Origin of the sequence: Methanoculleus sp. UBA374 (assembly GCA_002508705.1) — an archaeon.
GTDB classification, from domain to species: domain Archaea; phylum Halobacteriota; class Methanomicrobia; order Methanomicrobiales; family Methanoculleaceae; genus Methanoculleus; species Methanoculleus palmolei.
In genome coordinates this window covers 27,036-52,449 of record DAYL01000033.1, presented here as the reverse complement: position 1 = coordinate 52,449, position 25,414 = coordinate 27,036, and the positions used below count along the sequence as shown (strand labels likewise).

At 60.6% G+C, this 25,414-nt stretch carries 29 protein-coding genes; 21 read left to right on the top strand and 8 right to left on the bottom strand.

Going from position 1 to position 25,414, the window contains the following annotated elements; all coding sequences use genetic code 11:
- Positions 1-119 precede the first annotated feature (119 nt).
- Genes BRA42_RS11865 through BRA42_RS11855 form a run of 3 tightly spaced genes read left to right on the top strand, consistent with a single transcriptional unit; the run spans position 120 to position 2,189 of the window.
- The gene (locus tag BRA42_RS11865; protein ID WP_342770594.1) at positions 120-563 is read left to right on the top strand and encodes a phosphatidylglycerophosphatase A; all 444 of its coding nucleotides are present in this window, start codon (positions 120-122) and stop codon (positions 561-563) included.
- Positions 560-1,270 carry an adenosylcobinamide-GDP ribazoletransferase gene (cobS, locus tag BRA42_RS11860; RefSeq protein ID WP_342771141.1) on the top strand — a complete coding sequence of 237 codons (711 nt, stop codon included), beginning with the start codon at positions 560-562 and terminating at the stop codon, positions 1,268-1,270. Before BRA42_RS11865 ends, cobS begins: the two co-directional genes overlap by 4 nt.
- 37 nt (positions 1,271-1,307) lie before the next feature.
- Positions 1,308-2,189, top strand: coding sequence for a 4Fe-4S binding protein (locus BRA42_RS11855; protein ID WP_342770591.1), 882 nt, complete (start codon positions 1,308-1,310; stop codon positions 2,187-2,189).
- A gap of 29 nt (positions 2,190-2,218) precedes the next feature.
- Here BRA42_RS11855 and BRA42_RS11850 read toward each other — a convergent pair whose 3' ends face one another.
- Positions 2,219-2,521 carry a hypothetical protein gene (locus tag BRA42_RS11850; protein WP_342771140.1) on the bottom strand — a complete coding sequence of 101 codons (303 nt, stop codon included), beginning with the start codon at positions 2,519-2,521 and terminating at the stop codon, positions 2,219-2,221.
- Positions 2,522-2,697: 176 nt separating this feature from the next.
- Here BRA42_RS11850 and tuf point away from each other — a divergent pair, with 176 nt between their 5' ends.
- From tuf to BRA42_RS11835, 3 genes are read left to right on the top strand one after another with little or no spacing between them, the layout of a single operon-like run.
- A complete protein-coding gene (tuf, locus tag BRA42_RS11845) occupies positions 2,698-3,975 on the top strand; it encodes a translation elongation factor EF-1 subunit alpha (protein WP_292405655.1) in 1,278 nt (425 codons plus the stop codon).
- A 30-nt stretch (positions 3,976-4,005) separates the two neighbouring features.
- On the top strand, positions 4,006-4,314 hold the full coding sequence (rpsJ, locus tag BRA42_RS11840) for a 30S ribosomal protein S10 (protein WP_011843573.1): 309 nt from the start codon (positions 4,006-4,008) through the stop codon (positions 4,312-4,314).
- Positions 4,315-4,326: 12 nt separating this feature from the next.
- Entirely contained in the window at positions 4,327-6,006 is a 1,680-nt protein-coding gene (locus tag BRA42_RS11835; RefSeq protein ID WP_342770590.1) for a flippase activity-associated protein Agl23, read from the top strand.
- A 914-nt stretch (positions 6,007-6,920) separates the two neighbouring features.
- Here BRA42_RS11835 and BRA42_RS11830 read toward each other — a convergent pair.
- Both BRA42_RS11830 and BRA42_RS11825 read right to left on the bottom strand, forming a co-directional pair.
- Positions 6,921-8,003: a hypothetical protein gene (locus BRA42_RS11830; RefSeq protein ID WP_292405650.1), complete on the bottom strand. Its 1,083-nt coding sequence runs from the start codon at positions 8,001-8,003 to the stop codon at positions 6,921-6,923.
- 10 nt (positions 8,004-8,013) lie between these two features.
- A complete protein-coding gene (locus tag BRA42_RS11825) occupies positions 8,014-9,180 on the bottom strand; it encodes a tubulin/FtsZ family protein (RefSeq protein WP_292405646.1) in 1,167 nt (388 codons plus the stop codon).
- 115 nt (positions 9,181-9,295) lie between these two features.
- Here BRA42_RS11825 and BRA42_RS11820 point away from each other — a divergent pair, with 115 nt between their 5' ends.
- From BRA42_RS11820 to BRA42_RS11750, 15 genes are all read left to right on the top strand, one after another.
- A complete protein-coding gene (locus BRA42_RS11820; RefSeq protein WP_292405643.1) occupies positions 9,296-10,528 on the top strand; it encodes an NAD(P)/FAD-dependent oxidoreductase in 1,233 nt (410 codons plus the stop codon).
- Positions 10,521-11,240 carry a dolichyl-phosphate beta-glucosyltransferase gene (locus BRA42_RS11815; RefSeq protein WP_292405640.1) on the top strand — a complete coding sequence of 240 codons (720 nt, stop codon included), beginning with the start codon at positions 10,521-10,523 and terminating at the stop codon, positions 11,238-11,240. The genes BRA42_RS11820 and BRA42_RS11815 overlap by 8 nt, the downstream gene beginning before the upstream one ends.
- Positions 11,224-12,204 (top strand): lysylphosphatidylglycerol synthase transmembrane domain-containing protein, encoded by a 981-nt coding sequence (locus BRA42_RS11810; RefSeq protein ID WP_342770589.1) that lies wholly within the window; start codon positions 11,224-11,226, stop codon positions 12,202-12,204. The genes BRA42_RS11815 and BRA42_RS11810 overlap by 17 nt, the downstream gene beginning before the upstream one ends.
- Complete coding sequence (locus BRA42_RS11805; RefSeq protein WP_342770588.1) at positions 12,194-14,194, top strand: DUF2298 domain-containing protein; 2,001 nt, start codon at positions 12,194-12,196, stop codon at positions 14,192-14,194. The genes BRA42_RS11810 and BRA42_RS11805 overlap by 11 nt, the downstream gene beginning before the upstream one ends.
- A gap of 184 nt (positions 14,195-14,378) precedes the next feature.
- Positions 14,379-14,747, top strand: coding sequence for a 50S ribosomal protein L7Ae (gene rpl7ae, locus BRA42_RS11800; RefSeq protein ID WP_292405633.1), 369 nt, complete (start codon positions 14,379-14,381; stop codon positions 14,745-14,747).
- A 12-nt stretch (positions 14,748-14,759) separates the two neighbouring features.
- Entirely contained in the window at positions 14,760-14,969 is a 210-nt protein-coding gene (locus tag BRA42_RS11795) for a 30S ribosomal protein S28e (RefSeq protein WP_011843564.1), read from the top strand.
- Positions 14,970-14,971: 2 nt separating this feature from the next.
- A complete protein-coding gene (locus tag BRA42_RS11790; RefSeq protein ID WP_292405630.1) occupies positions 14,972-15,163 on the top strand; it encodes a 50S ribosomal protein L24e in 192 nt (63 codons plus the stop codon).
- Between the two features lie 5 nt (positions 15,164-15,168).
- A complete protein-coding gene (gene ndk / locus BRA42_RS11785; protein WP_292405627.1) occupies positions 15,169-15,618 on the top strand; it encodes a nucleoside-diphosphate kinase in 450 nt (149 codons plus the stop codon).
- 221 nt (positions 15,619-15,839) lie between these two features.
- Entirely contained in the window at positions 15,840-16,493 is a 654-nt protein-coding gene (locus BRA42_RS11780) for a MarC family protein (protein WP_292405624.1), read from the top strand.
- The gene (locus BRA42_RS11775; protein ID WP_292405621.1) at positions 16,490-16,699 is read left to right on the top strand and encodes a hypothetical protein; all 210 of its coding nucleotides are present in this window, start codon (positions 16,490-16,492) and stop codon (positions 16,697-16,699) included. The genes BRA42_RS11780 and BRA42_RS11775 overlap by 4 nt, the downstream gene beginning before the upstream one ends.
- A complete protein-coding gene (locus BRA42_RS11770) occupies positions 16,696-17,493 on the top strand; it encodes a nitrilase-related carbon-nitrogen hydrolase (RefSeq protein WP_342771139.1) in 798 nt (265 codons plus the stop codon). Before BRA42_RS11775 ends, BRA42_RS11770 begins: the two co-directional genes overlap by 4 nt.
- Before the next feature lie 9 nt (positions 17,494-17,502).
- On the top strand, positions 17,503-18,246 hold the full coding sequence (locus BRA42_RS11765) for a metal-dependent hydrolase (RefSeq protein ID WP_292405616.1): 744 nt from the start codon (positions 17,503-17,505) through the stop codon (positions 18,244-18,246).
- 71 nt (positions 18,247-18,317) lie between these two features.
- Positions 18,318-19,523, top strand: coding sequence for a threonine synthase (gene thrC / locus BRA42_RS11760; protein ID WP_342770586.1), 1,206 nt, complete (start codon positions 18,318-18,320; stop codon positions 19,521-19,523).
- Positions 19,463-20,077: a DUF5803 family protein gene (locus tag BRA42_RS11755; RefSeq protein WP_342770585.1), complete on the top strand. Its 615-nt coding sequence runs from the start codon at positions 19,463-19,465 to the stop codon at positions 20,075-20,077. The genes thrC and BRA42_RS11755 overlap by 61 nt, the downstream gene beginning before the upstream one ends.
- A complete protein-coding gene (locus BRA42_RS11750) occupies positions 20,074-20,649 on the top strand; it encodes a LysE family translocator (RefSeq protein WP_342770584.1) in 576 nt (191 codons plus the stop codon). Before BRA42_RS11755 ends, BRA42_RS11750 begins: the two co-directional genes overlap by 4 nt.
- Positions 20,650-21,684: 1,035 nt before the next feature.
- On the opposite strand, the gene BRA42_RS11745 is transcribed toward BRA42_RS11750, so the two are convergent.
- From BRA42_RS11745 to hxlB, 5 genes are all read right to left on the bottom strand, one after another.
- Positions 21,685-22,593: a thiamine pyrophosphate-dependent enzyme gene (locus BRA42_RS11745; RefSeq protein WP_292405604.1), complete on the bottom strand. Its 909-nt coding sequence runs from the start codon at positions 22,591-22,593 to the stop codon at positions 21,685-21,687.
- Positions 22,594-23,748 carry a pyruvate ferredoxin oxidoreductase gene (gene porA / locus BRA42_RS11740; RefSeq protein WP_292405602.1) on the bottom strand — a complete coding sequence of 385 codons (1,155 nt, stop codon included), beginning with the start codon at positions 23,746-23,748 and terminating at the stop codon, positions 22,594-22,596.
- Positions 23,748-24,008 (bottom strand): 4Fe-4S binding protein, encoded by a 261-nt coding sequence (locus BRA42_RS11735; protein WP_292405600.1) that lies wholly within the window; start codon positions 24,006-24,008, stop codon positions 23,748-23,750. The genes porA and BRA42_RS11735 overlap by 1 nt, the downstream gene beginning before the upstream one ends.
- On the bottom strand, positions 24,008-24,553 hold the full coding sequence (locus BRA42_RS11730; protein WP_292405597.1) for a pyruvate ferredoxin oxidoreductase subunit gamma: 546 nt from the start codon (positions 24,551-24,553) through the stop codon (positions 24,008-24,010). The genes BRA42_RS11735 and BRA42_RS11730 overlap by 1 nt, the downstream gene beginning before the upstream one ends.
- 173 nt (positions 24,554-24,726) lie before the next feature.
- Positions 24,727-25,344: a 6-phospho-3-hexuloisomerase gene (gene hxlB, locus BRA42_RS11725; protein WP_342770583.1), complete on the bottom strand. Its 618-nt coding sequence runs from the start codon at positions 25,342-25,344 to the stop codon at positions 24,727-24,729.
- Positions 25,345-25,414 lie beyond the last annotated feature (70 nt).

The window sequence follows — 25,414 nt, the reverse complement described above, 5'->3', positions numbered from 1 at the left end:
CAATACCGGCCCTTCGGCCCGGTATTACTCGAAAACGCTTCGCGTTTTCTCGAGCGCTGGCCCTTCAGCCCAGCGCTGTTCGAAACGCGGAAATACCTGCGGGGTTCAACAAATGAACAATGTTCGAGATCGAGCGCAGGCTGGAGGAGAAGGGTATCACAAGGGGCAATATCGTCGCCTCTGCAATGGAACTCTATGTCCCTCACGGGATCGGGGTGGAAGAGGCCGCGAAGCGGCTGGGCGAGATGATTGGGAAGGCGCTTCAGGACCCCAACATATCGTCGCTGCTCCTCGGCGCCATCCTGCTTGAGGATGAACTCTACCTGAAACGGAAGGACTCCGAGATTGCCGATGACCCGGTCTTTCTGCTCTCCGACGAGATCATCGGGATGGCCATTGCCGAAGTGATCGGGGGGACCTACGCGCGGTTCGAGTTCACCCGTTACGACCAGAAGAAACCGGGAATATTAGGCAGCCTCGGGCCGTTCCTCGACGACGCCGTTGCCGGGCTGATCGCGGGCTGCACGTCGCGCCTTTATAGCGAGTCGATGGGGTCGATGTGAAGTCCGTCGTCGCCCTTCTGCAGTTCTGCACCTCGCTTCCCCTGGGAAAGCCGGTTGATTTCGAGTATTTCGCCCGCCGCTCCTACCTCTACCCGCTTGCCGGTTACGTCATCGGCGGGATAGCGGCCGGTGTCGCCTACTGGATAACATCCCCGACGGTGGGCGCGGCGGTCGCCCTTGCGGCGGTGCTGGTTCTTTCCGGGTGCAACCACTTCGACGGCCTGCTGGACTTCGGCGACGGGCTCATGGCCCACGGGAGCCGGGAGAAAAGGGTCGCGGCCATGACCGACCGGACCACGGGAGCCGGTGCCGTCGCGGCGGGGATCGTCGTCACCCTCCTTGCGTTCGCCGGGCTCCAGAGCACGGCGAACCTCCCGGCAGCCATTCTCACCGCCGAGGTCTGCGCGAAAGTCGCGATGTCCTACCTCACCACGCTCGGCGTTCCGTTCCGGGAGGGTATTCACTCCTACCTCCATGGGTTCGCAAAACCGTGGTTTCTGATTCCGGCAACCCTGCTCGCGCTACCGCTCTTCCTGCTGCCGCTCTCCCGGGCGAGCGTCGCGCTTGCTCTCGTGGTCACAGCCGTCATCGTCGTCCTGACGCTCACGCTCTCCCGGCGCATCTTTGGCGGCGTCAACGGCGACGTCGTCGGTGCCACAAACGAGATCACCCGGGCGGGGATCATCCTCCTCCTTGCCCTCCTGTAAGCACCTTTTTTATCCCGGTGACCGCTACTAATGTAGAATGATGAAAGACTATTCCCTCTACAGCCGGGGAGGGATCATCACCGAGCGGAACGCAGACTACGCAACGATACGGGTGCGGATTCCGGCAGGAGTCCTCTCCGCGGCTCAGGTCAAGCAGCTCGCAAAACTCAGTGAGAAATATGGAGATGGTTCGCTCCATCTTACCATGCGTCAGACGGCGGAGATCCCGCACGTGAGCCCCGAAAATTTCGAGAAGATCGCGAAAGCCCTCGAAAAGAACGGGACGCCCCTCGGGGCAGAGCAGAACGAAGTGGTGAACATCATGGCCTGCCCGGGCACGGAGCGGTGCAAGTACGCCAACTGCGAGACGATCGACCTTGCGCGCAAGGTCGATGAACGGGTTTTTGGAAAAGAACTCCCGATACGGCTCCGCATCGCCATATCCGGATGCACCTACATGTGCAACAGCCCGCTCTTAAACGACATCGGAATCATCGGCAGGATCCGGCCGCTGCGCATACCCGGACTCTGCACGGGGTGCGGCACCTGCGCGAAATACTGCAGACAGTGCGCCATTGCGTTGAAAAATGGCATATCCGTCCTCGATGAGAGCAAATGCGTCCAGTGCGGCATCTGCATTCACTCCTGTCCGTACGAGCTCCTGAAGTCCGAGTATGATCACTACCAGATCACGGTCGGCGGCCGGCGCGGAGCCAATCCCGCTGTGGGCAGGGAACTTATCACCGTCGAGACCGAGGAGGAGGTCGTCGAAGTGATCGACCGTATCGTCTACTGGGTCTACCGCAGCGCCTGGAGCGACCGGCTCCTCGCCGACCAGATGGACGAGATCGGATACGATAAGTTCGCGGAGGAGATCCGCAAAAAGTTTGGGCCGAAAGAAAAGGCGGCTGAAGACTGAAAAACCCGGGAAGGGAGACCCCACCGAGTCTAATACCGATACATCGAAGAGAACCCTGCGCCCGCGTCGTCCTCGCACTCGACGGCAGCGCCGTCCCGGACGAGGGTATTGAACATAAGGGCGGCATTCAGCAGATTCTCATCGAGGCCGGCGCCCTGCCTCACGCCCGAGAGGGCCTGACGCTGGGGCGTCGGAATCGTCCGCCTGCCCACCCGGACACCCGCACAGTGTCGACAATAGCCGCAGTAAGAGTATACCGAGACTTCACGGCCTGCGCAGGCAACCGTTACGCGATCCGGGCAATCATCGCGGTGAAACTCAAGTGTCTTCATGGTATGAAGAACGTAGATTTCCGGAGAATAAGATTCTGTCGATTACCCGGGATTTTCAGGGAATGCACGCTCGTCACGTGGATAGAAATGCTTTATATGGAGAACGTCATACGTATAAGTTACTCGCATAAGCAGGCTGTTTGAGCTGACAGACCTATTTGAGTGGAGGATATATCATGGCAGTTGAAAAGCCCCACATGAATTTAGCAGTAATCGGACACATCGACCACGGGAAGTCTACTACCGTCGGCCGGCTGCTCTTTGAGACGGGAGCCGTACCGCCCCACATCATCGAGACGTACAGAAAGGAGGCTGAAGCCAAGGGTAAGGGCTCATTCGAGTTCGCCTGGGTTATGGACAGCCTCAAGGAAGAGCGTGAGCGTGGTATCACCATCGATATCGCCCACAAGCGGTTCGATACCGACAAGTTCTATTTCACCGTCGTGGACTGCCCCGGACACCGTGACTTCGTCAAGAATATGATCACGGGAGCATCCCAGGCAGACGCCGCACTGTTGATCGTCGCCGCACCCGACGGTGTGATGGAGCAGACCAAGGAGCACGTCTTCCTTTCCCGCACACTCGGCATCAACCAGTTGATCATCGGCATCAACAAGATGGACGCCGTCAAGTACGACGAGAAGCGTTTCAACGAGGTTAAGGAGCAGTTATCCCAGTTGCTCAAGATTGTCGGTTACAAGCCCGACAGCATCAGCTTCATCCCGATCAGTTCGTTCGTCGGCGACAACATCTCGAAGCCCAGTGCAAATACCCCATGGTACAAGGGACCGACGGTGCTCGATGCGCTCAACGCGCTTAAGGAACCCGAGAAGCCCACAACCCTGCCCATGCGTCTCCCGATCCAGGATGTCTACTCCATCTCCGGTATCGGAACGGTGCCCGTCGGCCGTGTCGAGACCGGTATCATGAAGAAGGGGATGAAGGTCAGCTTCATGCCCGCGAACAAGGAGGGTGAAGTCAAGTCCATCGAGATGCACCATGAGGAGATCCCGCAGGCGCTCCCGGGCGACAACGTCGGGTTCAACGTCCGTGGCATCGGCAAAGGGGACATCCGCCGCGGCGATGTCTGCGGTCCCGCCGATGTGCCGCCGACCGTCGCAGACGAGTTCATCGCACAGGTTGTCGTGCTCCACCACCCGAGCGCCCTGACAGTCGGTTACACCCCGGTCTTCCACTGCCACACCGCTCAGGTTGCGTGCACCTTCGTCGAACTCCAGAAAAAACTCGACCCCCGCACGGGTCAGGTCAAGGAAGAGAACCCCACGTTCCTCAAGACCGGCGATGCCGCGATCGTCAAGATCAAGCCGACCCAAGCCATGGTCATCGAGAAGGTCAAGGTTATCCCGCAGCTTGGACGGTTCGCCGTTCGTGATATGGGCTCCACCATTGCCGCAGGCGTGTGCATCGACATCACGCCCAAGCAGATGAGATAAGAAGGTACCCATAATTTTTTGGTGGTAGATATGCAGAAGGCCAGAATACGTCTTTCCGGAACCGATTTTGAAAAGATCGAGATGGTCTGTGATAGGATCAAAGAAATAGCAGAGCGTACCGGCGTCAATCTGGCAGGCCCAATTCCGCTGCCCACGAAGAAACTCGTCGTGCCCACCAGGAAAAGCCCTGACGGCGAAGGTACCGCAACATGGGACCGCTGGCAGATGCGGGTGCACAAGAGGCTCATTGACATTGACGCCGACGAGCGCGCACTGCGCCAGTTAATGCGTATCCAGGTTCCAAAGGACATCGGCATCGAAATTGTGCTGGAGAGTTGAGGTGGGAGCGGCGTGAAGACCGCCGTGGTCACGGCCCGAATCCGTGAACGACTCTCATTCGAGGGGATTTTCCTCCTCATATTTCTGGCCGCAATTATTCTTCGCTTTTACACTCTCGACTTAAAGCTTTTTCATCACGATGAGGCTATTCACGCGTGGTTCTCCTATAAACTCCTGACCGAAGGGACCTATATCTACGATCCCATGTACCACGGGCCGCTGCGCTACTACGTCACGGCCGGGATGTTCGCGCTCTTCGGGGATTCCGACCTTGTAGGAAGGCTCATCCCGGCGCTGCTCGGCACCCTGCTCGTCCCGCTGCTCTACCCGATCTACAGACTCGGCTACCTCGATAAGAAGCAGACCCTGGTAGCGGCGCTTTTCCTCGCCGTATCGCCGAACATGGTCTACTTCTCACGGTTCCTCCGGGACGATCCCTTCATCATCTTCTTCACGATGGTGCTCCTCATCGCCCTTCTCTACTACTTCGAGCGGCAGAAGACGCGGTATGCACTCCTTGCCGGGGCGGCGGTCGGCCTCGGGATGTCCACGATGGAGAACATGCCGATAGTCATCCTGATCTTCGGAGCATACCTCCTTTACCTGGTCTGGACAGGAAAGGTTCGCCTTCCGACCCGCTGGGTCCGGGACCTCGCGCTCGGCGTCCTCCTCGCAGTCGGAATCGCGGCAGTCTTCTATTCGTCGTTCGGCGCCCATCCGGAGATGGTTCTGGACTGGTGGCTCCGGGCCATCGAGCACTGGACCGCCATGCACCAGATGCAGCGCCTCGGAGGACCGCCGTACTTCTACATCCTGCTCTTCATCCTCTACGAGTTGCCGATCCTGCTCCTCGCCATAGTCGGGGTCTTCCAGTTCATCAACATCCCCGCCCTTGTCTCTCAGTGGAGAGAGCGGAAGAGCCGCCATGCAGGAACCCCTGAGGATGGAGAAGGGGCCGAGGAGGCGGAAGAGGGGGTCCCGGAGGTTGCAGCCCCCCCCCCCATCCAGCCACAGGGCTGGAGGGACCGACTCCGCGAGATCCTTTCGGGCGGCGGGGAGATCCGGCTGATAGACCGGCAGAAGGAGTTCGCACGGTTCGCCATCATCTGGATGCTGCTCTCAATGACAGCCTACGCCTACATCGGCGAGAAGGTGCCGTGGCTGATCCTCCACCAGCTCCTGCCCATGATCTTCGTCGCGGTCTATGCGATGACCACGAAGAAGGCGGTCGTCGCCGTCGCGGCAAGCATCTTCCTGGTCGTCATGATGTTCCATGTGGCGTTCACCCCCGCAGACATCAACGAGCCTATCGTGCAGGTGCAGAACTCCGAAGACCTGCGGGAGGTCTTTAGAGAGATCAATGCCGCGGACCGGGTAGCGATCGCGACCGAGAATTATTGGCCGCTGCCCTGGTATTACCGGGGTGAAAACGCCTCGAAACTCAGTTACTACAGTCAGAAGGTAAGCGAATCGACGATCTACAGCGGCGATTACGACGTCGTGATCACCCATGATGCCGACACCTATCCGACCCTCGACGGCTACGTTAAGGAGACCTACCGGCTGAACTACTGGTTCTCGTATGAAGAGAATAAGGATCGGCTGATCGAGTATTACTTCCTGCGGGACGGGAAGTCGGGGAGCAGAAACATCGAGGTCTTCTCGAAGGTTCCCGGAGGGCCGACCGCCTGAGACCCGATGCAGGGCGGCCCCCCTGCCGACGCTCTTTTGAGATCCGATACTTCGCTCAAGCAACGGCTCTGTAGGAAGCCCCCGGAGGTCAAACTACCGCATTCCGGGGTCCGGGTACTGCTGACTCCCGTTACGGCGTCGCGGGAGACCGTATCGTTGCCGGACGCTCACATGACCGAAGCCCGGAAGATCGCGAGATTTCAGGGCTACGGATATCGTCATGACTGCCCCCGGCCCCCCGGGAGGCGAATAGCCGCTACGTTCCACTGCACGGAATATATCTCCAGAAGGACGTACGGATACCCTCCTGCGGGAGGGGGAAAATCCCCCTCGAAATCCTCCAGGTTTCTCAAGCTCGCTACGCTCGCACTCCACTCTCCGGCCTTGTCGACCCCACCCCTCCCGCACCTGCGGCGCTCCTCCCCCGTCCCCCCTTGGTGGGGGGGCGAGGGCAGTCATGGAGATATCCGATGAAAAATCGATTACGTCCTTCGAGGATGCACAATAAGGGACAATGAAATACCTTATTCCGGGACCGCCCCGGTTACTGTTTTTCATCAGGTTTCCCTTTGATCGCGCCTCAAACCTCTCCGGAATTTTCGCGTTTCAAACGTTCCATTTCCCGCATTTCGCACAAGATCACGGTGCTCGAATCTTTGCGTGAGAGTACTTCGCCTCCCCCCCCAGGCGTCGGTTTGGGCGTCCCCGGCCTACAAGCCCCCTTGCCATATGCAGGATGAACATGCATTCGACCCAAGGGATGCCGTTCATCCGTACGGGCTGAGGATCGATTATGGCGGCAAGAAAAACGTCCAGTCAGAGACACTGGTGCCCCGCGAATACTCAAGGTCCGGGAGGGGCAGGATACGGACGAAAAAAGCTGGTGTGGAGAAGAGGGGAGTTAGTTGCCGGGGTCACCCGAGTTCGTCCCAGCCGGTCCTCTTTCGGTAGATCACAACACCCACAACGATCAGGATGATGACGACCCCGATGCCGATGTAGAGGAGGAGGTTGCCGCCGAGGCTGAATCCCTCACCGAGCTTCTCCCGGAGGGCGTTTGCATCGGTCAGGGCCTCGTTCGCCTTATTCAGACCATCGGCTGCCTTCGAACGCGCGAGAGAGTAGTTGTTCGCGTTCAGGGCATCCTTTGCCTGGGAGTAGAACTGGACGGAGCTCTCGCGCTTGGTCATGATGGCGACCACCTGCGGGTCGCTCGCCATCGAGCGGTTCTCGACGAAGTAGGTGATCATCCCGTCGAGAGACTCGATTGTCGCGGCGGCGTTCGAGACCTCCTTCTCGGCCCATGCCCTATCGAGGAGCGACTTCGCCTCGTCTATATTCTTCGTGGCGGTGGTGATGTAACCCGCTGCCTGTGACGGACTTGCCGCCGCGGCGCTCGTGAGCGCCTGGCTCGCGGCGTTGTACTTGGTCTGTGCGGCAGAGACGTCCACGCCCTCTCCGGCCTTTCCATCCATGTCGGCCTTCAGGTCCTTGAGGCGCTGCTGCTGGGCGGAGAGAGAATCCTCGACCTGACCCGCGCTCACAACGTCCCGGGTCACGGAATGAGTGTCCTTCACATCTTTATCCCGCAGGTGCTCGATCTTGGTCACCAGAATCGTTCCGCTCGCACTCGAAGGGACGGTGCCACGCACCTTAATGTCCAGTTCGGTATCACCCTGACCGTAGTCGATCTCGAACTCCAACAGGACCGGGTAATACCCGGCCTTCTTGATTGGGGTCCCAACCCCGTCGTGGTAGACCGTTATGTCCCAGGAGGGATTTTGCAGCCCGGTGCTGAGCTCGAACGTCTCATCGCTCAGGTCGGAGGTGATCATATCGTAGGTGAGCACATAACGCGCGCTCACCTGTTGACCGGGTTCGAGAGCGCCGCTCGACGGGTCAACGGTCTCGGTCTTGACGTCGAATGCCGATACAGCCTGCACGAAACAGAAGAGTGCGAGCAGGAGAACAATCCATTTGCCGCTGTTCGCCTTCATAATGCCCCCCTCACTCGAACAGCGGTTCAATGCCGTCATCGAACATAGTCGAGCGCTTTTCCTTCGATTTGATGACATCTTCCTTTGTAGCCTTTGCAATCTCAAGGAGATCGGTGATCCGGGGAGCGTCCCCGATCGTCGCAAGGACCACGACAGCTGCGACGTAGTCGCTCTGCACCGGGTAATCCCCGCCACGCACCTCGACGCCTGCGATGTTCTCCTCCACCCAGCTCTTCGACTTCTCCACACCCTTCCGGTCCATCTCATCGGGCGGGCCCGCGAGAAGAACCAAACCCCGCTCCGCCGTCGAGTAATCGCACGGCAGGGTGAGACGCCCGAGCATGGCACGCCTGACGAGAGCGATGATCTTCGCCGACTTGTCCTCCCCGGTCAGCACCTCTTCGGTCTTCTCCTTCTTGCGCATCAGGCCGGAGAAGAGCCCCTGATTCTGCTTTGTACGCGGGCTGACCTTCTCGCTGATGGCGTATCCGACGGTGCTGATGCCGCCGCCGCGCAGGGTGTTGATGACCTCGCTTGAGTCCACGACCATCTCCCCGACACCCGCCTTACCGACCTCGCCCGCACGGAAGAGCACGCCGAACCGGCGGACGATCTCGTCGTTCAGCCGGTTATAGGCGTCTTTAACGCTCTCTCCCTCGTTCTTCCAGGCGCTGTTGTCGAAGATGAAGGTATTATCCGCCTCGTTCACCAGGGTGCTCAGGGAACGGGCTGCATTGTATGAGTAGAGCCTGCCTTCCTCCGGAGCGGGAAGGATGCCGATCGCGTAGACCGGTTCCCGGTAGATGCGCTTCAGGTGCCGGGCAAGAACCGGCGAGCCCCCGGAACCGGTCCCGCCGCCGAGACCGGCGATGATGACGAAGGCATCGACATCATGCGTCCCCCTCGAGTCGATCGCGTTGATGATGGCGTCGATCTCATCGGCAGTCACCCGTGCACCGGTTACGTTATCGGTCCCGACGCCGTGGCCTTTGACCACCGTCTGCCCGATCAGGAGCCGATCTTTAAGTTCGATATTTTTAAGCCCCATCAGGTCGGTACGTGCTGTGTTGACTGCAATTCCCCTGAAATTCTGGGTCTGCATCCGCTTGTCCTGTCCAATGAACATATCGACAATTTTGCCCCCAGCCTGACCGAATCCTATAAAGAAGACCCTCATTCAGCTTCACACCCTCATATGGACTGGTTAATAATATCGCCGTTTATGTATAAAGACATTGTATACTTTATATTTCAAAAGTGTTCTTATAATTTTCAGTACATAGTGATGAGCAATGAAGATCTGCGTCGTAGGGGGAGGGTTGTGCGGACTTGTCTCGGCTCTCGAACTTGCCGAAACACACCAGGTAGATCTCTTCGAAAAACGCCCCATTCCGGGAGGATGCCTCAGTTCGTACCGGATTGACGATTACTGGATCGAAGAGTATTACCACCATTGTTTTGCCGGTGATACCAGCCTTCTCAGCCTATTCGATACGCTGCAGTTGACCGACCGGCTGGAATGGCTTCGAGGGTCCACCGGCTACTACGTCGACGGGACCATCCACCCGCTCACCACCCCGACCGAGATCCTGCGCTACCCCCACCTCACACTCGCCGAGAAAGCCCGCCTCGGCCTGCTGACCCTGCGCTCGCGGCGGCTCGACGTCTCAGCGCTCGACGGCGTCACCGCAAAGGAATATATCCTGGAACATCTCGGTCCCGGCCTCTACGCTTCGTTCTTTGAACCGCTCTTAAAGAGCAAATTCGGGGATCGTGCGGGCGAAGTCTCGGCGGCCTGGCTCATATCCCGCATCGCAATCCGATCCGACCGGGGTGTCCGGGGCGAGCGCCTGGGCTACCTGAAAGGGGGATTCCGACACCTCATCGCCCGACTCGAAGAAGCAGCAGCGAAGCGGGGCGCCTCGATCATGCTCGACTCCCCCGTCACGGAGATCCGGCCAAACGGCGACGGCTGGCTTGTCGACAACGAGGCCTACGACGCCGTCGTCTCGACACTCCCGCTGCAGGTGACTTCGGACCTCACCGGACTCGATATCACCCCGATTCCTTACCAGGGCGCCGCCTGCATGACCCTCGCACTCGACCGGGACGTAACCCGCGGCATATACTGGCTGAACATGAAGGACGCGGCCCCCTATGGTGCGGTGGTCTCGCACACCAACTTCGCCCCGCTCGCGTGGTACGGCGAACATCTTATCTACCTCGCGTCCTACTTCACCGACCGGCTCCCGGAAGGCTTCGAGCAGTCGATGCTCACGGATTTCTGCAGGCGATTTTCCGTCAGCGAAGATGAGGTGCACTGGCACCGGCTCGCTGTCGATAGGTATGCAGGCCCGGTCTACACGACCGGGCTCCGAAATCGCCTGCCTGCCTACGAAGAGCACGGCCTTTTCCTCGCCGGGATGTTCAGCCCCCCGAACTACCCGGAGCGGAGCATGAACGGCTCGGTCGTCGCCGGACAGGAAGCGGCAAAGCGGGTTCTCGCGAGGTTCCCGAATGCGTGAGATCGAGGTGAGCGCCGTCCTGCCGGTCTATAACGACCTTACGGCGCTCAAGACCGCCATACCGCGGTCGCTTGAGGCACTGGAGTCGATAGCCCCGGAGAGGTTCGAACTGATCGTCGCCGAGGACGGGAGCACCGACGGGAGCGCCGAGTTCGTCAGAGCGTACGAAACGAACGACCCCCGGGTCCGCCTGCTTCATTCCGACGAGCGGCTCGGGCGGGGTCGGGCCCTCAATCGTGCGTTTTCCGGGGCAAACGGGTCAATCGTCTGCTACTACGACGTCGACCTTGCCACCGACATGCAGCACCTCGCCGAACTCGTCGGCGCCGTCCGCGACGGCTACGATGCCGCAACGGGCTCCCGTCTCCTCCCGGAAAGCGTAATCACCCGGAGCGGGGGCCGGGAGATCGCGAGCCGCGGCTACAACATGCTGGTCAGGACGATCCTCGGAAGCTCGCTCCACGACCACCAGTGCGGGTTCAAAGCGTTCCGGCGCGACCGGCTCCTCGACCTGCTTCCATCGGTGACCGCAGGCCACTGGTTCTGGGACACCGAAGTGCTGATACGGGCCCAGAAGAACGAATATCGCATAAAAGAACTTCCTGTGAGGTGGCGGCAGGGGGAGGGGACGACCGTGCGCAGAAAAGACGTTGTCGAGATGGGATCGGCGATCTTACGCCTCTGGTGGAGACTCCATGTGGAAAAAGGCTAGCGCGATCGTCATTCCCACCCTGATCGCGATCGGGATCGTCGGCTACATGCTCTACCGCGTCTGGGACGACCTCCTGCTGACGCTCGAACACGCCGTGATACCCTTCCTCTTTGCCGCCGTCGGGATCTGCGTCGTCGCCTGGGTCCTCCGGGGGTTCCGGTACCGGTTCATCCTGAACGGCCTTGACATCAGAGAGAGTCTCGGGTTCTCGATCGCCTGCATCTTCGTCTCCCAGACGGCGAACCTCATCATCCCCGCACGCCTCGGCGACCTTGTGCGGATGCTCATCCTCAAGCACGAGGACGACGCCACCTACTCGCAGGGGTTCTCATCCATCGTCGTCGAGCGCGTCTTCGATATCATAATGATCGCGGTGCTCGGCGCCGTCGCGCTCCCGTTCGTCCTCGCGGTGCTCGACGTTCCCGACTGGTTCATCACGGTCATCATCGTCCCCCTCGCCGCAGGCGGCGTCTTCTTTGCCGTGCTCCTCTGGTCCGGCAGACTGAAGTCCGAGAACCGGATCGTCGTTGCCATCCAGAGGATGCTCGACGAGGTGAAGCAGGTCTCCCTCAATCCCCGGGCCCTTCTTACCCTCGGCGGGTCCTCGCTCCTCATATGGCTCGTCGATGTGCTGGTCTGCTACGCGGTCGTCCTGATGTTTCGGGAGTCAGTCCCGTTCGCCATCGTCGTCCTTGCAATCGTCATCGGAAACCTCGTCAAGGCGGTCCCGATCACCCCGGGGGGGGTGGGAACCTATGAACTCGCACTCGCGCTGACCCTCGGGCTCGCGGGAACCCCGGTCGCCACGGCGACACTGATCGCCGTCATCGACCACCTGGTCAAGAATCTGGTCACGCTCGTCGGCGGGGTCGGATCGATCTACTACTTCGGCGATTGGTCGATGGACCTCTTAAGAAAGGCTTTTTCCAGGGAGATCGAGAAGGAGGAGACGTTTGGCAGGTGAACTGATTGTCTCCGTGCTGCTCTGGCTTGCGGTTGTCAAACTGCTCCACCTCGGCACCTGGCCTGCACTCGACCGCACCTTCGGCACTCTCTCGGCCGCCGTCGCATACCCGGTATCGGTCCTCCTCTTCACGCTCGGGTCCTGGTACTGTGGACAACTTGGCCTCCCGGTCTGGCTCCCCCTCCTGCCGTTCCTCGCCATAGTCGCCTATGCAGGGTCGCAGGGATTCTACACACGAGAGCGCTTACGATCTGGCCTCACCTGGGACCTCGCCTTCCTGGTCCCTTTCCTCTTCATGCTTGAGGTGCGCTGGATCAACCCGACCATCTCCTACGCCGAGAAGTTCATGGACCACGCAATCCTCGCGTCGATCATGCGGCAGCCGGCCGTCCCGCCGCTCGACCCCTGGTATGCGGGAGGAACGCTCGACGTTTACTACTATCTCGGTTACTGGATGAGCGGAGCGCTCGGGCTTACGGCCGGCGTGCCTTCGACGATAACATTCAATCTTGTCCTCCCGACGGTGCTCGGTCTTGCCGCTGTCTCGCTCTACGCCCTCGGGCATCTCCTCCTTGAGCGCTATCGCTGGCTTCCGGTGCTTGCGCTCTTCCTCCCCAACCCTTCGGCGATTTACCACATCGCGATCGGAGATTCGTGGTTCGATGTCCTCTGGGGGAGCACCCGGACGATCACGAACACGATCAACGAATATCCCCTCTTCTCGATGCTCTGGGGCGACGTACACCCGCACGTCATGAGTTTCTTCAACCAGGGGCTCCTGCTCTTCCTCCTCGTATTTGCCTACATGCGGTGGGGGACCCTCACGGCGCGGGGGCGCGTAATCCTCTCGGGGCTTGCCGCCCTCTCCCTTGGGTCCATGCCCGGGTTCAACTCCTGGGACGTGCTGGTCTACGCCCCGGTCACGCTGGTCTTCGGCCTCCTCGTATGGCGGCGCTACGGGAACTTTTCACCGGACCGGGAGCGGTCCTGGATGGTGCTCGCTGTGGTGCCGCCGCTTGCCATCGCAACATATCTCCCGTTCTACCTGCAACTCAACAGCCCCGGTATCGAAGGGATCGGGATCGTTCCGGTGCCCTCCGATCCGGTGGAGTTCCTGTTAGTCCATGGACTCTTCCTCGCGATCCTCACCGCCTCCTGCGTCCCGGACATCAAAAAGCGCCCTTACCTGCTGCTCGCCGCGGTGCCGTTCGTGCTCGCCGGCTATCCGGCCGCGGCCATCGCCGCCGTCCCGCTGGCCTACCTCCTCGCCCGCCGCCGGTTCTCGGCCGCCGACACGCTCGCCATCCTCGGGCTCCTGATTATCCTCGCCACCGAACTGGTCTACCTTGTGGACAACATGGGGGAGACCTACTTCCGGATGAATACGGTCTTCAAGTTCTATCTCCCCGCCTGGTTCCTGATGGGAACGGCAAGCCTTGCCGTCGTCGGGGAGTGGCTCCGGAACGCCGGAATAGGTCGGCGTATGCCTGCCGGGACAAAATGGGTACTGCCGGTTCTCGCCGCGGCGCTCCTCCTTGTTGCACCTTTCGCGATCAACGTCGACTTCGGCTACGGGAGCCATACCCTGGACGGGGCGGCGTACCTTGAGGGCTCGCATCCGGAAGATGCGGCGGCGATCACGTTCCTCCGGGATCTTCCCGGCGACAACATCATTGTCGAGGCGGAGGGCGGGGACTACACCTACTACTCACGAGTCTCGTCGTTCACCGGGATACCGGCCGTCATCGGGATGCCGTTCCACGAGTACATGTGGCGCGGGGACGAAGGACGCATAGGCGAGCGGAGCGCCGACGTGCGGGCTATCTATGAACAACCGTCCCGAACTGTCGACCTCGCGCGGGCATACAACGCCACGCTCCTCTACGTGGGTGCAGAAGAGCGCGAACGCTATAATGTCTCGATCCCGACGGATACGCTCGAACTCATCTACGACGCCCGGGGGGTCCAGATCTACCGAATCCCTGCATGATAGCGTAAGCAGCCGCACACACATCTCCGGCCGCCGGAACTGCCGAACGGTATCCTCGTCGCATGAGGGCGAATGACAAACATTTATCAGTCCTCCTATTGACATAATAGAGCGCATTCGATCAGCTACGCTACTGATGAATGATGACGGGGCAGTAGAAATCTGCCCTCGAAAGAGGCGAGTTATGGCAAAGGCATACGTAAAATTCGAGATTCCGGAAGAGATCCAGAATAAGGCCCTTGAAGCCCTTGAGATCGCAAGAGATACCGGCAAGGTGAAGAAAGGGTCCAACGAGGCAACAAAAGCAGTCGAGCGGAGCATCGCCCAGCTGGTTCTCATCGGTTCGGACGTTGAGCCTGAAGAGATTGTAATGCATCTGCCGCCGCTCTGCGAAGAGAAGCAGATCCCGTACGTCTACATCACGAAGCAGAACGATATCGGCTCCGCGAGCGGCCTTGAAGTCGGCTCGGCAGCCGCCGCTATCGTCAAGTCGGGCAAGGCGAAGGACCTCGTCGACGAGATCGCAAAGCAGATTGCAGCACTGAGAGCGTGAGGAGTAAGAGCAATGGCAAACGACGGAACGCCCGCAGAAGTTATCGAGATCATCGGCATGACCGGTATGCATGGCGAAGCCCAGCAGGTGAAGTGCCGGGTCCTCGATGGCCCGAACAAGGGGCGGATCATCACCCGCAATACGGTGGGCCCTATCAGGGAGGGGGACATCCTCTCGCTGCTCGAGACCGAGCGTGAAGCCAAGAAACTCTCGAGGCGGTAAACATGGCTGACAAATACGTCTGCAATTTCTGCGGAGAGACGCTCGAACCCGGCACCGGCAAGATGTTTGTCCGTAAAGACGGGACCATCTATTACTTCTGCAGCACGAAGTGCCAGAACAACTACAAACTCGGTCGGGTGCCGCGTCGCGTCGAGTGGACCGCGGCGGGGCGCAAAGCCCGCGGCAAAGAGTGACCGGTATGGAACGCACCTTTGTGATGGTCAAGCCGGACGGCGTCCAGCGCGGACTCATCGGGGAGATCGTCTCCCGGTTTGAAGCCCGGGGACTCAAACTCGCAGGGGCCAGGTTAGAACTCCTTCCCGAAGAACGGGTTATTGAGCAGTACCGCGAGCACCGGGAGAAGCCTTTCTTCCCGGGTCTCGCGGCCTACATCATGAGCGGCCCCTGCTTCCTGATGGCCTGGGAAGGGAAAGGTGCCGTCGCAGTCGTCCGCAGGATGATCGGCGCCACAAATCCTGCCGAGGCTGCACCGGGCTCCATCCGCGGCGACTTCGCCCTCGACATCGGGCGGAACGTGATCCACGCATCAGACTCTCCCGAGAGCGCCGCCCGCGAACTCGGCATCCATTTCGCACCCGGCGAACTGGTCGACTACAAAAAGATCGACGAGTCCGTAATCTACGAGTGAAGCCGTAGACCGCCCGATGCCGGCGGGACCAAACGCATACTTTTTTTCCGGGTCTCCGACGCAAAAACAGCGTGCCCGGATGTGCCTTCGGGCGTCAACAGGATTTGGGTCCATCCGGCCTGAGAAGACCATTCTTGAGGAGATTTTTGCAAAGCCGGATCGTCCGTTCCACCGGCAAACCACAAGGGCTAATATTGGACCTGTCATATACCTGATCGCGAATGGTGGACTTTCTGAGTTTTGCGCTGCTCTGTTTCTCTTCAGTCATCATCATAGTGAACCCGCTCGCAGCCACCCTGATCTTCGTCTCCCTCACGAACACGATGGACGGGCCGGCAAAACTCAAGGTCGCACATGATGCAAGCCAGTTCGCCCTGATCGTCCTGTTGATATTCACGTTCGTGGGCGGATGGATTCTGCAACTCTTCGGCATCTCCATCGAAGCATTTCGTATCGCAGGCGGTCTTCTTCTCTTCGGGATCGGCATGGACATGGTCTACGCAAAGACCTCGCGGGCCAAGATGACCGCTACCGAGAAGTACGGGGGACAGGACACGGACGACATCGCCATCATGCCGCTTGCGATTCCGATGATTGCGGGGCCCGGCGCAATCGCCTCCGTGATCGTATTGATGAACGAGGCGATGCTGATAGGCATCGCCGCAATCGCCGTCGTACCGCTTGCCGTTGTCACAGCGATCGGGATCACCTACTACATGATGCAACGATCCGATCTCATCGTCCGGCGCATCGGCCAGCGGGAGTTTCGTGCCGTCAACCGGCTGATGGGCATGCTCCTCATCGCGATTGCAGTCCAGTTCATCATCGTAGGGCTTCGGGCCGCATTCCCCATACTCTCCGGAGGCTCCGTATGAAACCCGACCGGACATTTCTCGGGGCGGTCCTCGTCAGCAGTTGCATCATTGCAGGCGGGCTCCTCATTGGAGCACGGATATTCGCAGTTGAGGTCCCGTTCGCCCCGTATATCATGGTGGTACTCGCCGCACTCGTCGTCCTCGGCGCCTTCGTGCTCATCCTCTCCTGCAGGGACCGGGACGAAATTCGGTCGCCCCAGCGATGACAAGGATAGCGCTCGCCCAGGTTGCCGGCGGTCGGGGCGGCCCGGCCAGGGTGCTCGATGCGGCAGGCCGGATGGCCGGGGAGGCCGCGGCGGCCGGAGCATCGCTTATCTGTTTTCCCGAACAGTTTGTAACCGGCTGGTCCCCGACGGTCTCTCCCGCCGCCGGAGAGCCCGTGGACGGCCCGCTCGCGGCGGCCTTTCGGGATGTGGCGCAAAAGAACGATATCGCGGTCGCAGGGTCGATCGTCGAAGCGGTGCCGGGGCGCCTCCCCCGAAATACCGTCGTCGTGCTGGATGCAGGCGGCGAACTCCTCGCTGCCTATGCAAAGATCCACCTCTTCTCTCCCGATGGAGAAGACGACAACTACGCTGCAGGCGACCGGATCGCAACTTTCACCGTCGGCGGAATGACGTTCGGGCTTGCCGTCTGCTACGACCTCCGGTTCCCGGAACTCTTCCGGATCTACGCGCTCGCCGGGGCGGAGTGCATGCTGGTGCCGGCTGCATGGCCCTGCTCGCGGCTCTCCCACTGGGAGACCCTGCTTTCCGCACGCGCCATCGAGAACCGGTACTACGTGGCCGGGATCAACACGGCCGGCGGGCCGGGCGGGATTTACTGTGGGAGATCGCTCGGCGCCGACCCGGACGGCACGGTCATCGCCCGGTGCGGGGCCGGCGAAGAAGTCCTCATTATGGAACTGGACCCGGGGGCGGTTCGTGAGGCCCGGATCAGGCTCCCTTCACTTTCAGACCGCAGAAGCGACCTTTATCACAGATTGCTCTCTAAACTCTAGAGATCGTCCATGCGGGGTGACCAGCACGTATCTCTCAGTCTCGCCACGGCCGGACTCGTAATTGCTCCCTGGGCTCCCGTCCTCGACCCGGTCAGGATTGCCGTTCTTTTCTTCGGCGTATTCGTCGGATCGCTCGCACCGGACGCGGACGCCGTCGATGCAGCGATATTCAACGGCAGGATCGGCGGACTGAAAGGAAAGAGGGGGCAGGTCTTAAACGGCCTTGCCGTGGTGCTTCCAATCTTCGGCTATACCATCAGGTATCTCATCTACTACCCGCTCTCCCTTGTATTCTCGCTGCTCCTCCGGAAGAGCTACCGGCACCGGCACCGGGGGCTGCTCCACTCGTTCGCGGGCATCGGACTGACCTCCCTGATCCTCTCCGGCTACCTGGCCCTCATCCTCACCTGGCTCGGCGGACCTCTGACACTCCTCCCCGCCTTCGGGTGTGCATTCTTTGCGGGGTGCGTCCTCCACCTCGTTGAGGACACCTGCACCCGGGCCGGCATCGCCTGGTTCTACCCCTTCTCCCGGAGGCGGATAGCAGGCAGCATCCGGACACAGGGGGGTCTCGAAGTGCGTCCGGCAGCCTTCGCCGTCGTTCTCGTGCTGGCGGCGGCCGGAATGCTCATTGCACCGTTCGTGACCACTGCATCGTCCGAGGACCTCAGGCTTCTTGCGCTCGCCGGCACTATTGTCCTCTGGCTCCTCTTCATGCTCATCTGCCGCGTCCGGCGCGAGCGGCGCGGTTGAACCGGTCGACGGAACCCGGCGCCGATCCGGGATACCATATCTATACGTATTCGGGCGATCAACGGTTTTCTATGTACCGTCTCGTCTGTGTTCACTGTGGTGCAACTTACACGCCGGACCAGATCATCTATACCTGCAGCCGTTGCGGACACCTGCTGACCGTCGAATACGACCTGGACGGCATTGACGTCTCCCGGGATGAATGGAACCGGCGCCCCCTCTCGGTCTGGCGCTACCGGGAGATTCTTCCGGTCAGGGGCGAGCCGGTCTCTCTCCAGGAAGGAGGCACGCCGCTCTACCACTTAACGAAGATCGGTAAGGAACTTGGTCTCTCCGAACTCTACGCAAAGCATGAGGGGATGAACCCGACCGGCTCGTTTAAGGACCGCGGCATGACCGTGGGCGTCAGCATGGCCCGCGAACTCGGGATGACCAGCGTCGCCTGCGCGAGCACCGGGAACACCTCGGCAAGCCTTGCCGCCTACGCGGCGAAGGCCGACCTCCCCTGCGTCGTCCTCCTGCCGGCGGGGAAGGTCGCCCTCGGCAAGGTCGCTCAGGCACTTATGCACGGCGCGCGGGTCATCTCCATCCGCGGCAACTTTGATCGGGCACTCGAGATGGTACATGAGCTCTGCATCAGCCAGGGCATCTATCTCTTAAATTCGGTCAATCCTTACCGTCTGGAGGGACAGAAGACGATCGGGTTTGAGGCCGTCGACCAACTCGGCGGCGAGGTGCCCGACCGGATGGTCCTCCCCGTCGGAAACGCGGGCAACATCTCCGCGGTCTACAAGGGTCTCCGCGAACTTGAGGCGCTCGGGTTCATCGACCGTCTGCCGATGATGACCGGCATCCAGGCGGCCGGCTCGCAGCCGCTGGTGAAAGCGATAGAGCAAAACCTCGACGTACTGGTCCCGGAAGCCGCCCCCGAGACCGTTGCGACCGCAATCCGGATCGGCGCTCCGGTAAACGCGGAGAAAGCGCTTGTCGCCATCCGCGCAACCGGCGGGACGGCGGCGGCCGTGACGGACGAAGAGATCCTTGCCATGCAGCGGGACCTCGCAAGAAAAGAGGGCATCGGCGTCGAGCCCGCTTCTGCAGCTTCGGTTGCCGGAATACGGAAACTCGCCGAACTCGGTCTGATCGATAAGGATGAGCGGATCGTCTGCGTGGTGACCGGGCATCTCTTAAAAGATCCTGAAACAGTGGTACGACAATGCGAACCTCCCCTCGAGATCGACGCGGACCTGCAGTCATTGCTCTCTGTCTTGCGCTGATCCTGGTCAGCACCCCGGTTGCGGCCGGGGAGGCCGCCTTCCGGGTGGTCTCCGACGGCACCGCCTATGAAGCATCGGTCGAGGTTACGGGGAGCGAGCACGCCTTCTGGACCCCGGGACTGATGGGGGAACGGGTCCCGCTCCAGGTCGAAGATATCGAAGTGCTCGGCCCCTCGGGACCGGTTGAATACAAGGATGCGGGCCGGGGTGTCATCACCTTCCCGGAGGGGAACTACACCGTCACCTACCAGGCTCCCGTGAGAAACAACCACCTCGTGGCGGCATTCGATGACCCGTACGCCGTAACCGTCACCCTGCCCGAGGGGCTCGACGTAAGAAACCCGCTTATCGGCATGATCAGCCCTGGAGGAGTCGTCTCCTCCGGGACGAACGGAACCGCAGAGATCGCCTGGAACCGGACGACGGGCGTGGAGGTCCGCTATTATACCCCCGACCGCGAGATCCTGCTCACCACGTTCGGGACCATATGGCTCGCGGTCGCGCTCACCATGCTCCTCCCTCTCCTCCTCTCGCGGCGGAGGGGCGGGGGATGATCGATATAATCGTTGCGTCGTTCCTGATCGGGCTCTCCGGGGCCGCATCGCCCGGACCCATGACCGCCTCGGTCCTCGGCCTCGGTTCGCAGCGACCGGCGCCGTTCGTTGCAGGGCTTGTCGCAGGGCACGGCATCCCCGAGGCCGTCATGGTCGCGGCCATAGCCTGCGGCGTGCGCGACGTCCCCTACATCGATTTCATCGCTCTCCTCGGATCGGGCGTTCTCATCACACTCGGTATCGGGCAGTTTCTCCACGCGGAAGAAGTCGCCGTCGTGAACGAAGAGGCCCGGATGCCGGTTGCATTCGGGGTGGCCTGCACGCTCGGCAACCCCTACTGGTGGGTCTGGTGGCTCACGTTCGGCGTCGGGTTTCTCGCACTCCACCCGTCGTTTGGCGCGTTCTACGTCGGGCACATCGGTGCGGACATCGCCTGGCTCGGGCTCCTTGCTCTTGCCGTCTCACGGGGAGCGAACGTGCTCGGTCCCCATTACAAACGAGTGGTGCAGGCGAGCGGGATCGCCATGATGCTCTTCGGACTGTACTTTATCTGGACGATCCTTTCGGCCTGATCCCGGGCCTTCTGTCGGTGGTCCCGAACTCCGACGATGCGGGCACAGTACTTCGCTAAAGTAACGTTCTGAAGAAGCTCCCGGAGGTCAAACTACCGAATTCCGGGTGCGGCCGACTCCCGTTAAGGCGTCGCGGGAGACCGTATCGTCGCCGGACGCTAACATGAGCGATAGCACCGATTCTGGAAGATCGCAAGTTTTGGGGGGGAACGACTGGCCGACGGGCAGGAGTTTGAGAAGACCGATGATCTCGTACTCGTTGCCACCTCTTTTGTGCCGGCCGGGGAGTTGAGGGAGTTCTGTGCGGATTCTAAAATGAGCGAATTCCTGAGGTACATTGCGGCCGTCGGGTGCGATCACAAAAACAGCGTCGCAACCGCTATCGGCGGGTCGAAACATCCAGGAGATATACCTGCTTTAAGGTTTGTACACTCATCGATTCGCCAGACACGCGGGACGCCGGAAAAAAAGCGGCCGGCCGGATGGACGGACATTTAACGGAGGAGAACACGGCATTCGACGGAATCTTCATTATTCGAGAGCAGTTCCGGAGTAGATCTTTCATCCGGTCGGCCTTATCGTGATTGACCCCGGAACAAATCCATTACCCTATGGAGATAGGCACCCTCACCAGGACCGGACGGTTCGGACCTCATTTGAGGTCCCGGTTCTGGATGGATCGACCTGCGTCTTGTCATATCACCTCCTGCGGCAGCCTCATGCCTTCATTGTTCAGACAACAATGCCTGCGGACCGGATTGTAGCAACCGGCGGTGCGAAGAACGGAAGAAGGTTTCCCGATCAATCCCACCCGGCTTCGGCCCGGGAGGCCGCTCTCCGATAGTATGATGAATAATATCATACGTAACATCGGATAACAAATAGTTCTAATGAAGTGGAACTATTTATAGGTTACCGTCGATGAAACACCGGCACTACTGGTGGCTCCCGGGAAAAGGGGTCGTCCGATAGACGGCCAGCCTCGTGCGGGCTCGACCAAAAAAAAATGTGAAGGGGTCCCGTCGCCGACCCGGTTTACTCCGAAGGCTCTTTCCGCTTGATGTCTATCCCGAACCGTTCGGCATTCGCATCGGCGATCGCCTGGATCTTTGCGATCTCATCGTCCCGCCGGGCGGGCTTGAAGAGGTGCCGGAACCGCTTCTGTTTTGAGAGGTACTCCTCGACGGGTTTTCGCTTCACTTTCTTTACCTTCTCTACCGCGCCGTCGACCATTTCGTAGTTCACCCAGAGACCGGTCTCGATGGCGAGTTTTCCCATGGCGAGCGTCTCCCCCGACTCAAAGCCCCACCCCGTGCAGCAGGGGGTGTGCACCTGGATGTAACAGGGCCCGGGGGTGTTGATCGCGCGCTCGACTTTCTGGACGAAGTCGTTCGGGTAGGCGATCGAAGCGGTTGCCACGTACGGCGCACCGTGGGCGGCGAGGATCGCGGGCATGTCCTTCTTCTGATGCACGTTACCGGGAGAACACTTCCCCGCGGGGCTCGTCGTGGTGCTCGCGCCGTAGGGCGTCGCACCCGACCGCTGGATGCCCGTGTTCATGTAGGCCTCGTTGTCGTAGCAGACGTAGGTGATGTCGTGACCGCGCTCGAAGGCGCCGCTGATGCAGAGCATGCCGATATCGAGCGTTGCCCCGTCGCCGCCGATGCAGACGACCTTCTCGCTGCGCCCCTGCCTCTTCAGCGACGCCTCGATGCCCGATGCAACCGCTGCAGGGTTCTCGAAGAGCGAATGGATCCAGGGGACTCCCCACGCGGTCTCCGGGTAGGGCGTGGAGAAGACCTCCATGCACCCCGTCGCTGCGGCAATGATGACGTTCTTTCCGGTCGCCTTGAGGAGGAGACGGGCCGCAAGTGCCGGTCCGCACCCTCCGCACGCCCGGTGTCCCGCCGAGAAGAGCGCGCACCCCTGTTCTACTTCAGCCATTCAGAGCACCTCCGTTCGTAATCCATAGAACATGTCTCCTTTCCCCTTCTCTGCGAGGTCGACAACCGCGGCGATGTCCCGCTTCCGGACATCGCGGCCGCCGAGGGCGATGATGTAGTCGTATACAGCCGCACCGGAACCCTGGAGCGCCGCTTTCACTTCGGTACCGACCGCTCCCCCGCAGCCGAGCGAGATGTTCCGGTCAAGCACCGCCACCGTCGAGGCACCCTCGAGCGCATCCGCAATCTCCCGGGCCGGGAACGGCCGGAACATCCGGATCTTCAAGAGTCCCACCTTCCGGCCGTGCTCGCGCATCTCGTCGACGGCGTCTTTGATGGTGCCGCAGATGGAGCCCATGGCGACGAGCACGGTCTCAGCATCCTCGAGGCGGTAGCCCTCCACAGGATCGGAGTAGTCCCTGCCGAACTGCTCGCCGAACGCACGCCCTGCTTTCGCAAACGCCTCTCCGGCACGGTGCATCGCCCGGTCGACCTCGTAGCGGAACTCCATGTAATACTCGGGCGTCGCATACATCCCGAAGCTCAGCGGCGCCTCGGCGTCCAGCCGCTGATACGGGTTAAAAGCGGGCAGGTAGGCGTCCACCTCTTCCTGGGTGGGGAGGGAGACCGGTTCGTAGGTGTGCGAGAGGATGAACCCGTCGAAACAGACGAAGGCAGGGAGGAGGATATCGTGATCTTCGCAGACCCGGTAGGCAATCATATGGAGATCGGCAGCCTCCTGGTTGTCCTCCGCGTAGAACTGCAGCCACCCGGAGTCGCGCAGGGATATCGAGTCCTGCTGGTCGTTCCAGATGGAGAGCGGCGCACCGAGCGAGCGGTTCGCAATCGTCATCACGATCGGCTGGCGCATCCCTGCCACGTTGAAGCAGACCTCAAACATCAGGGCGAGACCCTGGGAGGTCGTGGCCGAGTAGACCCGGGACCCGGCCGCGCTCGCACCGAGGCAGGCGGAGAGGGCGGAGAACTCGCTCTCGACCGTGATGTATTCGGCATCGATCTCACAGTTCGCCACCATCTGCGCAAGGTCTTCGACGATGTGCGTCTGCGGCGTGATTGGATACGCTGCAATCACCTGCGGACGACAGCGTTTCACGATCTCGGCCACCGCGTGCGACCCTTCCATAAACTCAAGCATTATTTCTCCTCCTTCTCCATCCGGATGCATTTCTTCGGGCAGACCTCTGCACAGATGCCGCAACCTTTGCAGTAATCGAGGTCCGGCTCGAACGTGCCCTCCTCCGTCTCGTGGACGCACCCTTCAGGGCATACCATAGCGCACATGCCGCACTTCGTGCACTTCTCAGGTTCAAAGGTAGGTTTGAAGACCCGCCAGGCGCCGGTCTTATTCTCGAGCGCCCTGCCCGGCGGCGCGACGCAGCCGACCCGCAACGCCATTACGCGGCACCTCCGATCAGGTCGTATGCGCGCTCCGCCGCCTTGATGTTTTTATCGGCCAGAGCCCCGGAGAAACGGCTCCGCAGCGCGTGCTCCAGCGGCTCCAGTTGTATCTCACCGGTGGCTGCGGCGAAAGCGCCCATCAAGGTGGTATTGGTGATGGGCACACCCAGTTCTTCGAGCGCGATGGTGGTCGCATCGATGGTGTAGACCTTCACGCCCTCCGGGACCCGGGCACCGAAGTCGGGCTTCTCGGTATTGACGATGGCGATGCCGCCCGCCTTCATGCCCATGAAGACATCTACATCCTTGATCAGGGTCGGGTCCTGCACAATGATGTAGTCGGGCTCGTAGATCTGGCTGCGCAGCCGGATCTTTGCATCACTGAAGCGGACGAAGGCCTGAACCGGGGCGCCCCGTCGCTCTACGCCGAAGGCCGGAAACGCCTGGGCATACACGCCGCCTTCAAATGCTGCGAAAGCAATGAGCTCGGCGGCGGTCACGGAGCCCTGGCCCCCCCTGCCATGTATGCGTAACTCTCTCAAACAAAAACCCCCTTTAATCTTAATGATTAATAATATAAATACACCGGCGCTCAGTCCACGGCCGGGTTCCGGGCATGTCGGAACGTTCATCGCCCGCAGGCGATTTAAAAGCGCTCTTCCGGTTCCGGCAACAAGAGAGAAAAACCCGGGGGGGTGCCGGGACAAGTTCCCGTTTACTGAACGTTGGCGAGGCGGCTCTTGATCTCCTCAATGGTGCAGTGCCTCACTTCCATCAGAGCGGAGACGACTGCATCGGAGAAGACCAGCGCGGCGGTCTCAAAGAGCGTCCCGAGAGGGGCAAAAGAGCCGGACACCGACCGGTACTGACCGGTAAGCTGGCGGATCTCGAAGTCCTGCGGAATATCCGCATCCTTGAACTGGTTATTCCCGATCTCGACGATGCAGTCGGCCATGCGCCCTATGTGCGAGTTCGGTGACGATGTGATGAGGCAGATCCTCCCCCCGATCTCCCGGGCGGTCTCACAGACGTCCACCACGGACCGGGTCTCTCCGGAACCGGAGAAGGCGACGAGCACGTCCCCCGGCCTGAACGCCGGCGTGATGGTCTCGCCGATGACGTAACTCTCAAACCCAAGGTGCATCAGGCGCTGGGCGAACGCTCTCGCGACGAGTCCTGAACGTCCGGCGCCGGCCACATAGACCCGTTTTGCATTGAGGATCTCATCGATAAACCGACCGGCAGTCTCCTGGCTAAGGGCACGCGCCGTCTCTTCGAGACGTGCCGTCATCAGGAGCATGAGGTTGGCGATACTGGGGCACTCCGGCTGCATGTCTCTGGTCCCTCTCTTTTTCAGTGCATTATACAACAACCCGGGGTCACATAAAAGAGTATGGATGGGA

Coding starts and splice junctions, on each gene's coding strand:
- BRA42_RS11865 (WP_342770594.1), top strand. CDS start 120: ATGTTCGAGATCGAGCGCAGGCTGGAGGAGAAGGGTATCACAAGGGGC.
- BRA42_RS11855 (WP_342770591.1), top strand. CDS start 1,308: ATGATGAAAGACTATTCCCTCTACAGCCGGGGAGGGATCATCACCGAG.
- BRA42_RS11850 (WP_342771140.1), bottom strand. CDS start 2,521: ATGAAGACACTTGAGTTTCACCGCGATGATTGCCCGGATCGCGTAACG.
- tuf (WP_292405655.1), top strand. CDS start 2,698: ATGGCAGTTGAAAAGCCCCACATGAATTTAGCAGTAATCGGACACATC.
- rpsJ (WP_011843573.1), top strand. CDS start 4,006: ATGCAGAAGGCCAGAATACGTCTTTCCGGAACCGATTTTGAAAAGATC.
- BRA42_RS11830 (WP_292405650.1), bottom strand. CDS start 8,003: ATGAAGGCGAACAGCGGCAAATGGATTGTTCTCCTGCTCGCACTCTTC.
- BRA42_RS11825 (WP_292405646.1), bottom strand. CDS start 9,180: ATGAGGGTCTTCTTTATAGGATTCGGTCAGGCTGGGGGCAAAATTGTC.
- BRA42_RS11820 (WP_292405643.1), top strand. CDS start 9,296: ATGAAGATCTGCGTCGTAGGGGGAGGGTTGTGCGGACTTGTCTCGGCT.
- BRA42_RS11815 (WP_292405640.1), top strand. CDS start 10,521: ATGCGTGAGATCGAGGTGAGCGCCGTCCTGCCGGTCTATAACGACCTT.
- BRA42_RS11810 (WP_342770589.1), top strand. CDS start 11,224: ATGTGGAAAAAGGCTAGCGCGATCGTCATTCCCACCCTGATCGCGATC.
- rpl7ae (WP_292405633.1), top strand. CDS start 14,379: ATGGCAAAGGCATACGTAAAATTCGAGATTCCGGAAGAGATCCAGAAT.
- BRA42_RS11795 (WP_011843564.1), top strand. CDS start 14,760: ATGGCAAACGACGGAACGCCCGCAGAAGTTATCGAGATCATCGGCATG.
- BRA42_RS11790 (WP_292405630.1), top strand. CDS start 14,972: ATGGCTGACAAATACGTCTGCAATTTCTGCGGAGAGACGCTCGAACCC.
- ndk (WP_292405627.1), top strand. CDS start 15,169: ATGGAACGCACCTTTGTGATGGTCAAGCCGGACGGCGTCCAGCGCGGA.
- BRA42_RS11780 (WP_292405624.1), top strand. CDS start 15,840: ATGGTGGACTTTCTGAGTTTTGCGCTGCTCTGTTTCTCTTCAGTCATC.
- BRA42_RS11775 (WP_292405621.1), top strand. CDS start 16,490: ATGAAACCCGACCGGACATTTCTCGGGGCGGTCCTCGTCAGCAGTTGC.
- BRA42_RS11770 (WP_342771139.1), top strand. CDS start 16,696: ATGACAAGGATAGCGCTCGCCCAGGTTGCCGGCGGTCGGGGCGGCCCG.
- BRA42_RS11765 (WP_292405616.1), top strand. CDS start 17,503: ATGCGGGGTGACCAGCACGTATCTCTCAGTCTCGCCACGGCCGGACTC.
- thrC (WP_342770586.1), top strand. CDS start 18,318: ATGTACCGTCTCGTCTGTGTTCACTGTGGTGCAACTTACACGCCGGAC.
- BRA42_RS11755 (WP_342770585.1), top strand. CDS start 19,463: ATGCGAACCTCCCCTCGAGATCGACGCGGACCTGCAGTCATTGCTCTC.
- BRA42_RS11750 (WP_342770584.1), top strand. CDS start 20,074: ATGATCGATATAATCGTTGCGTCGTTCCTGATCGGGCTCTCCGGGGCC.
- BRA42_RS11745 (WP_292405604.1), bottom strand. CDS start 22,593: ATGGCTGAAGTAGAACAGGGGTGCGCGCTCTTCTCGGCGGGACACCGG.
- porA (WP_292405602.1), bottom strand. CDS start 23,748: ATGCTTGAGTTTATGGAAGGGTCGCACGCGGTGGCCGAGATCGTGAAA.
- BRA42_RS11735 (WP_292405600.1), bottom strand. CDS start 24,008: ATGGCGTTGCGGGTCGGCTGCGTCGCGCCGCCGGGCAGGGCGCTCGAG.
- hxlB (WP_342770583.1), bottom strand. CDS start 25,344: ATGCAGCCGGAGTGCCCCAGTATCGCCAACCTCATGCTCCTGATGACG.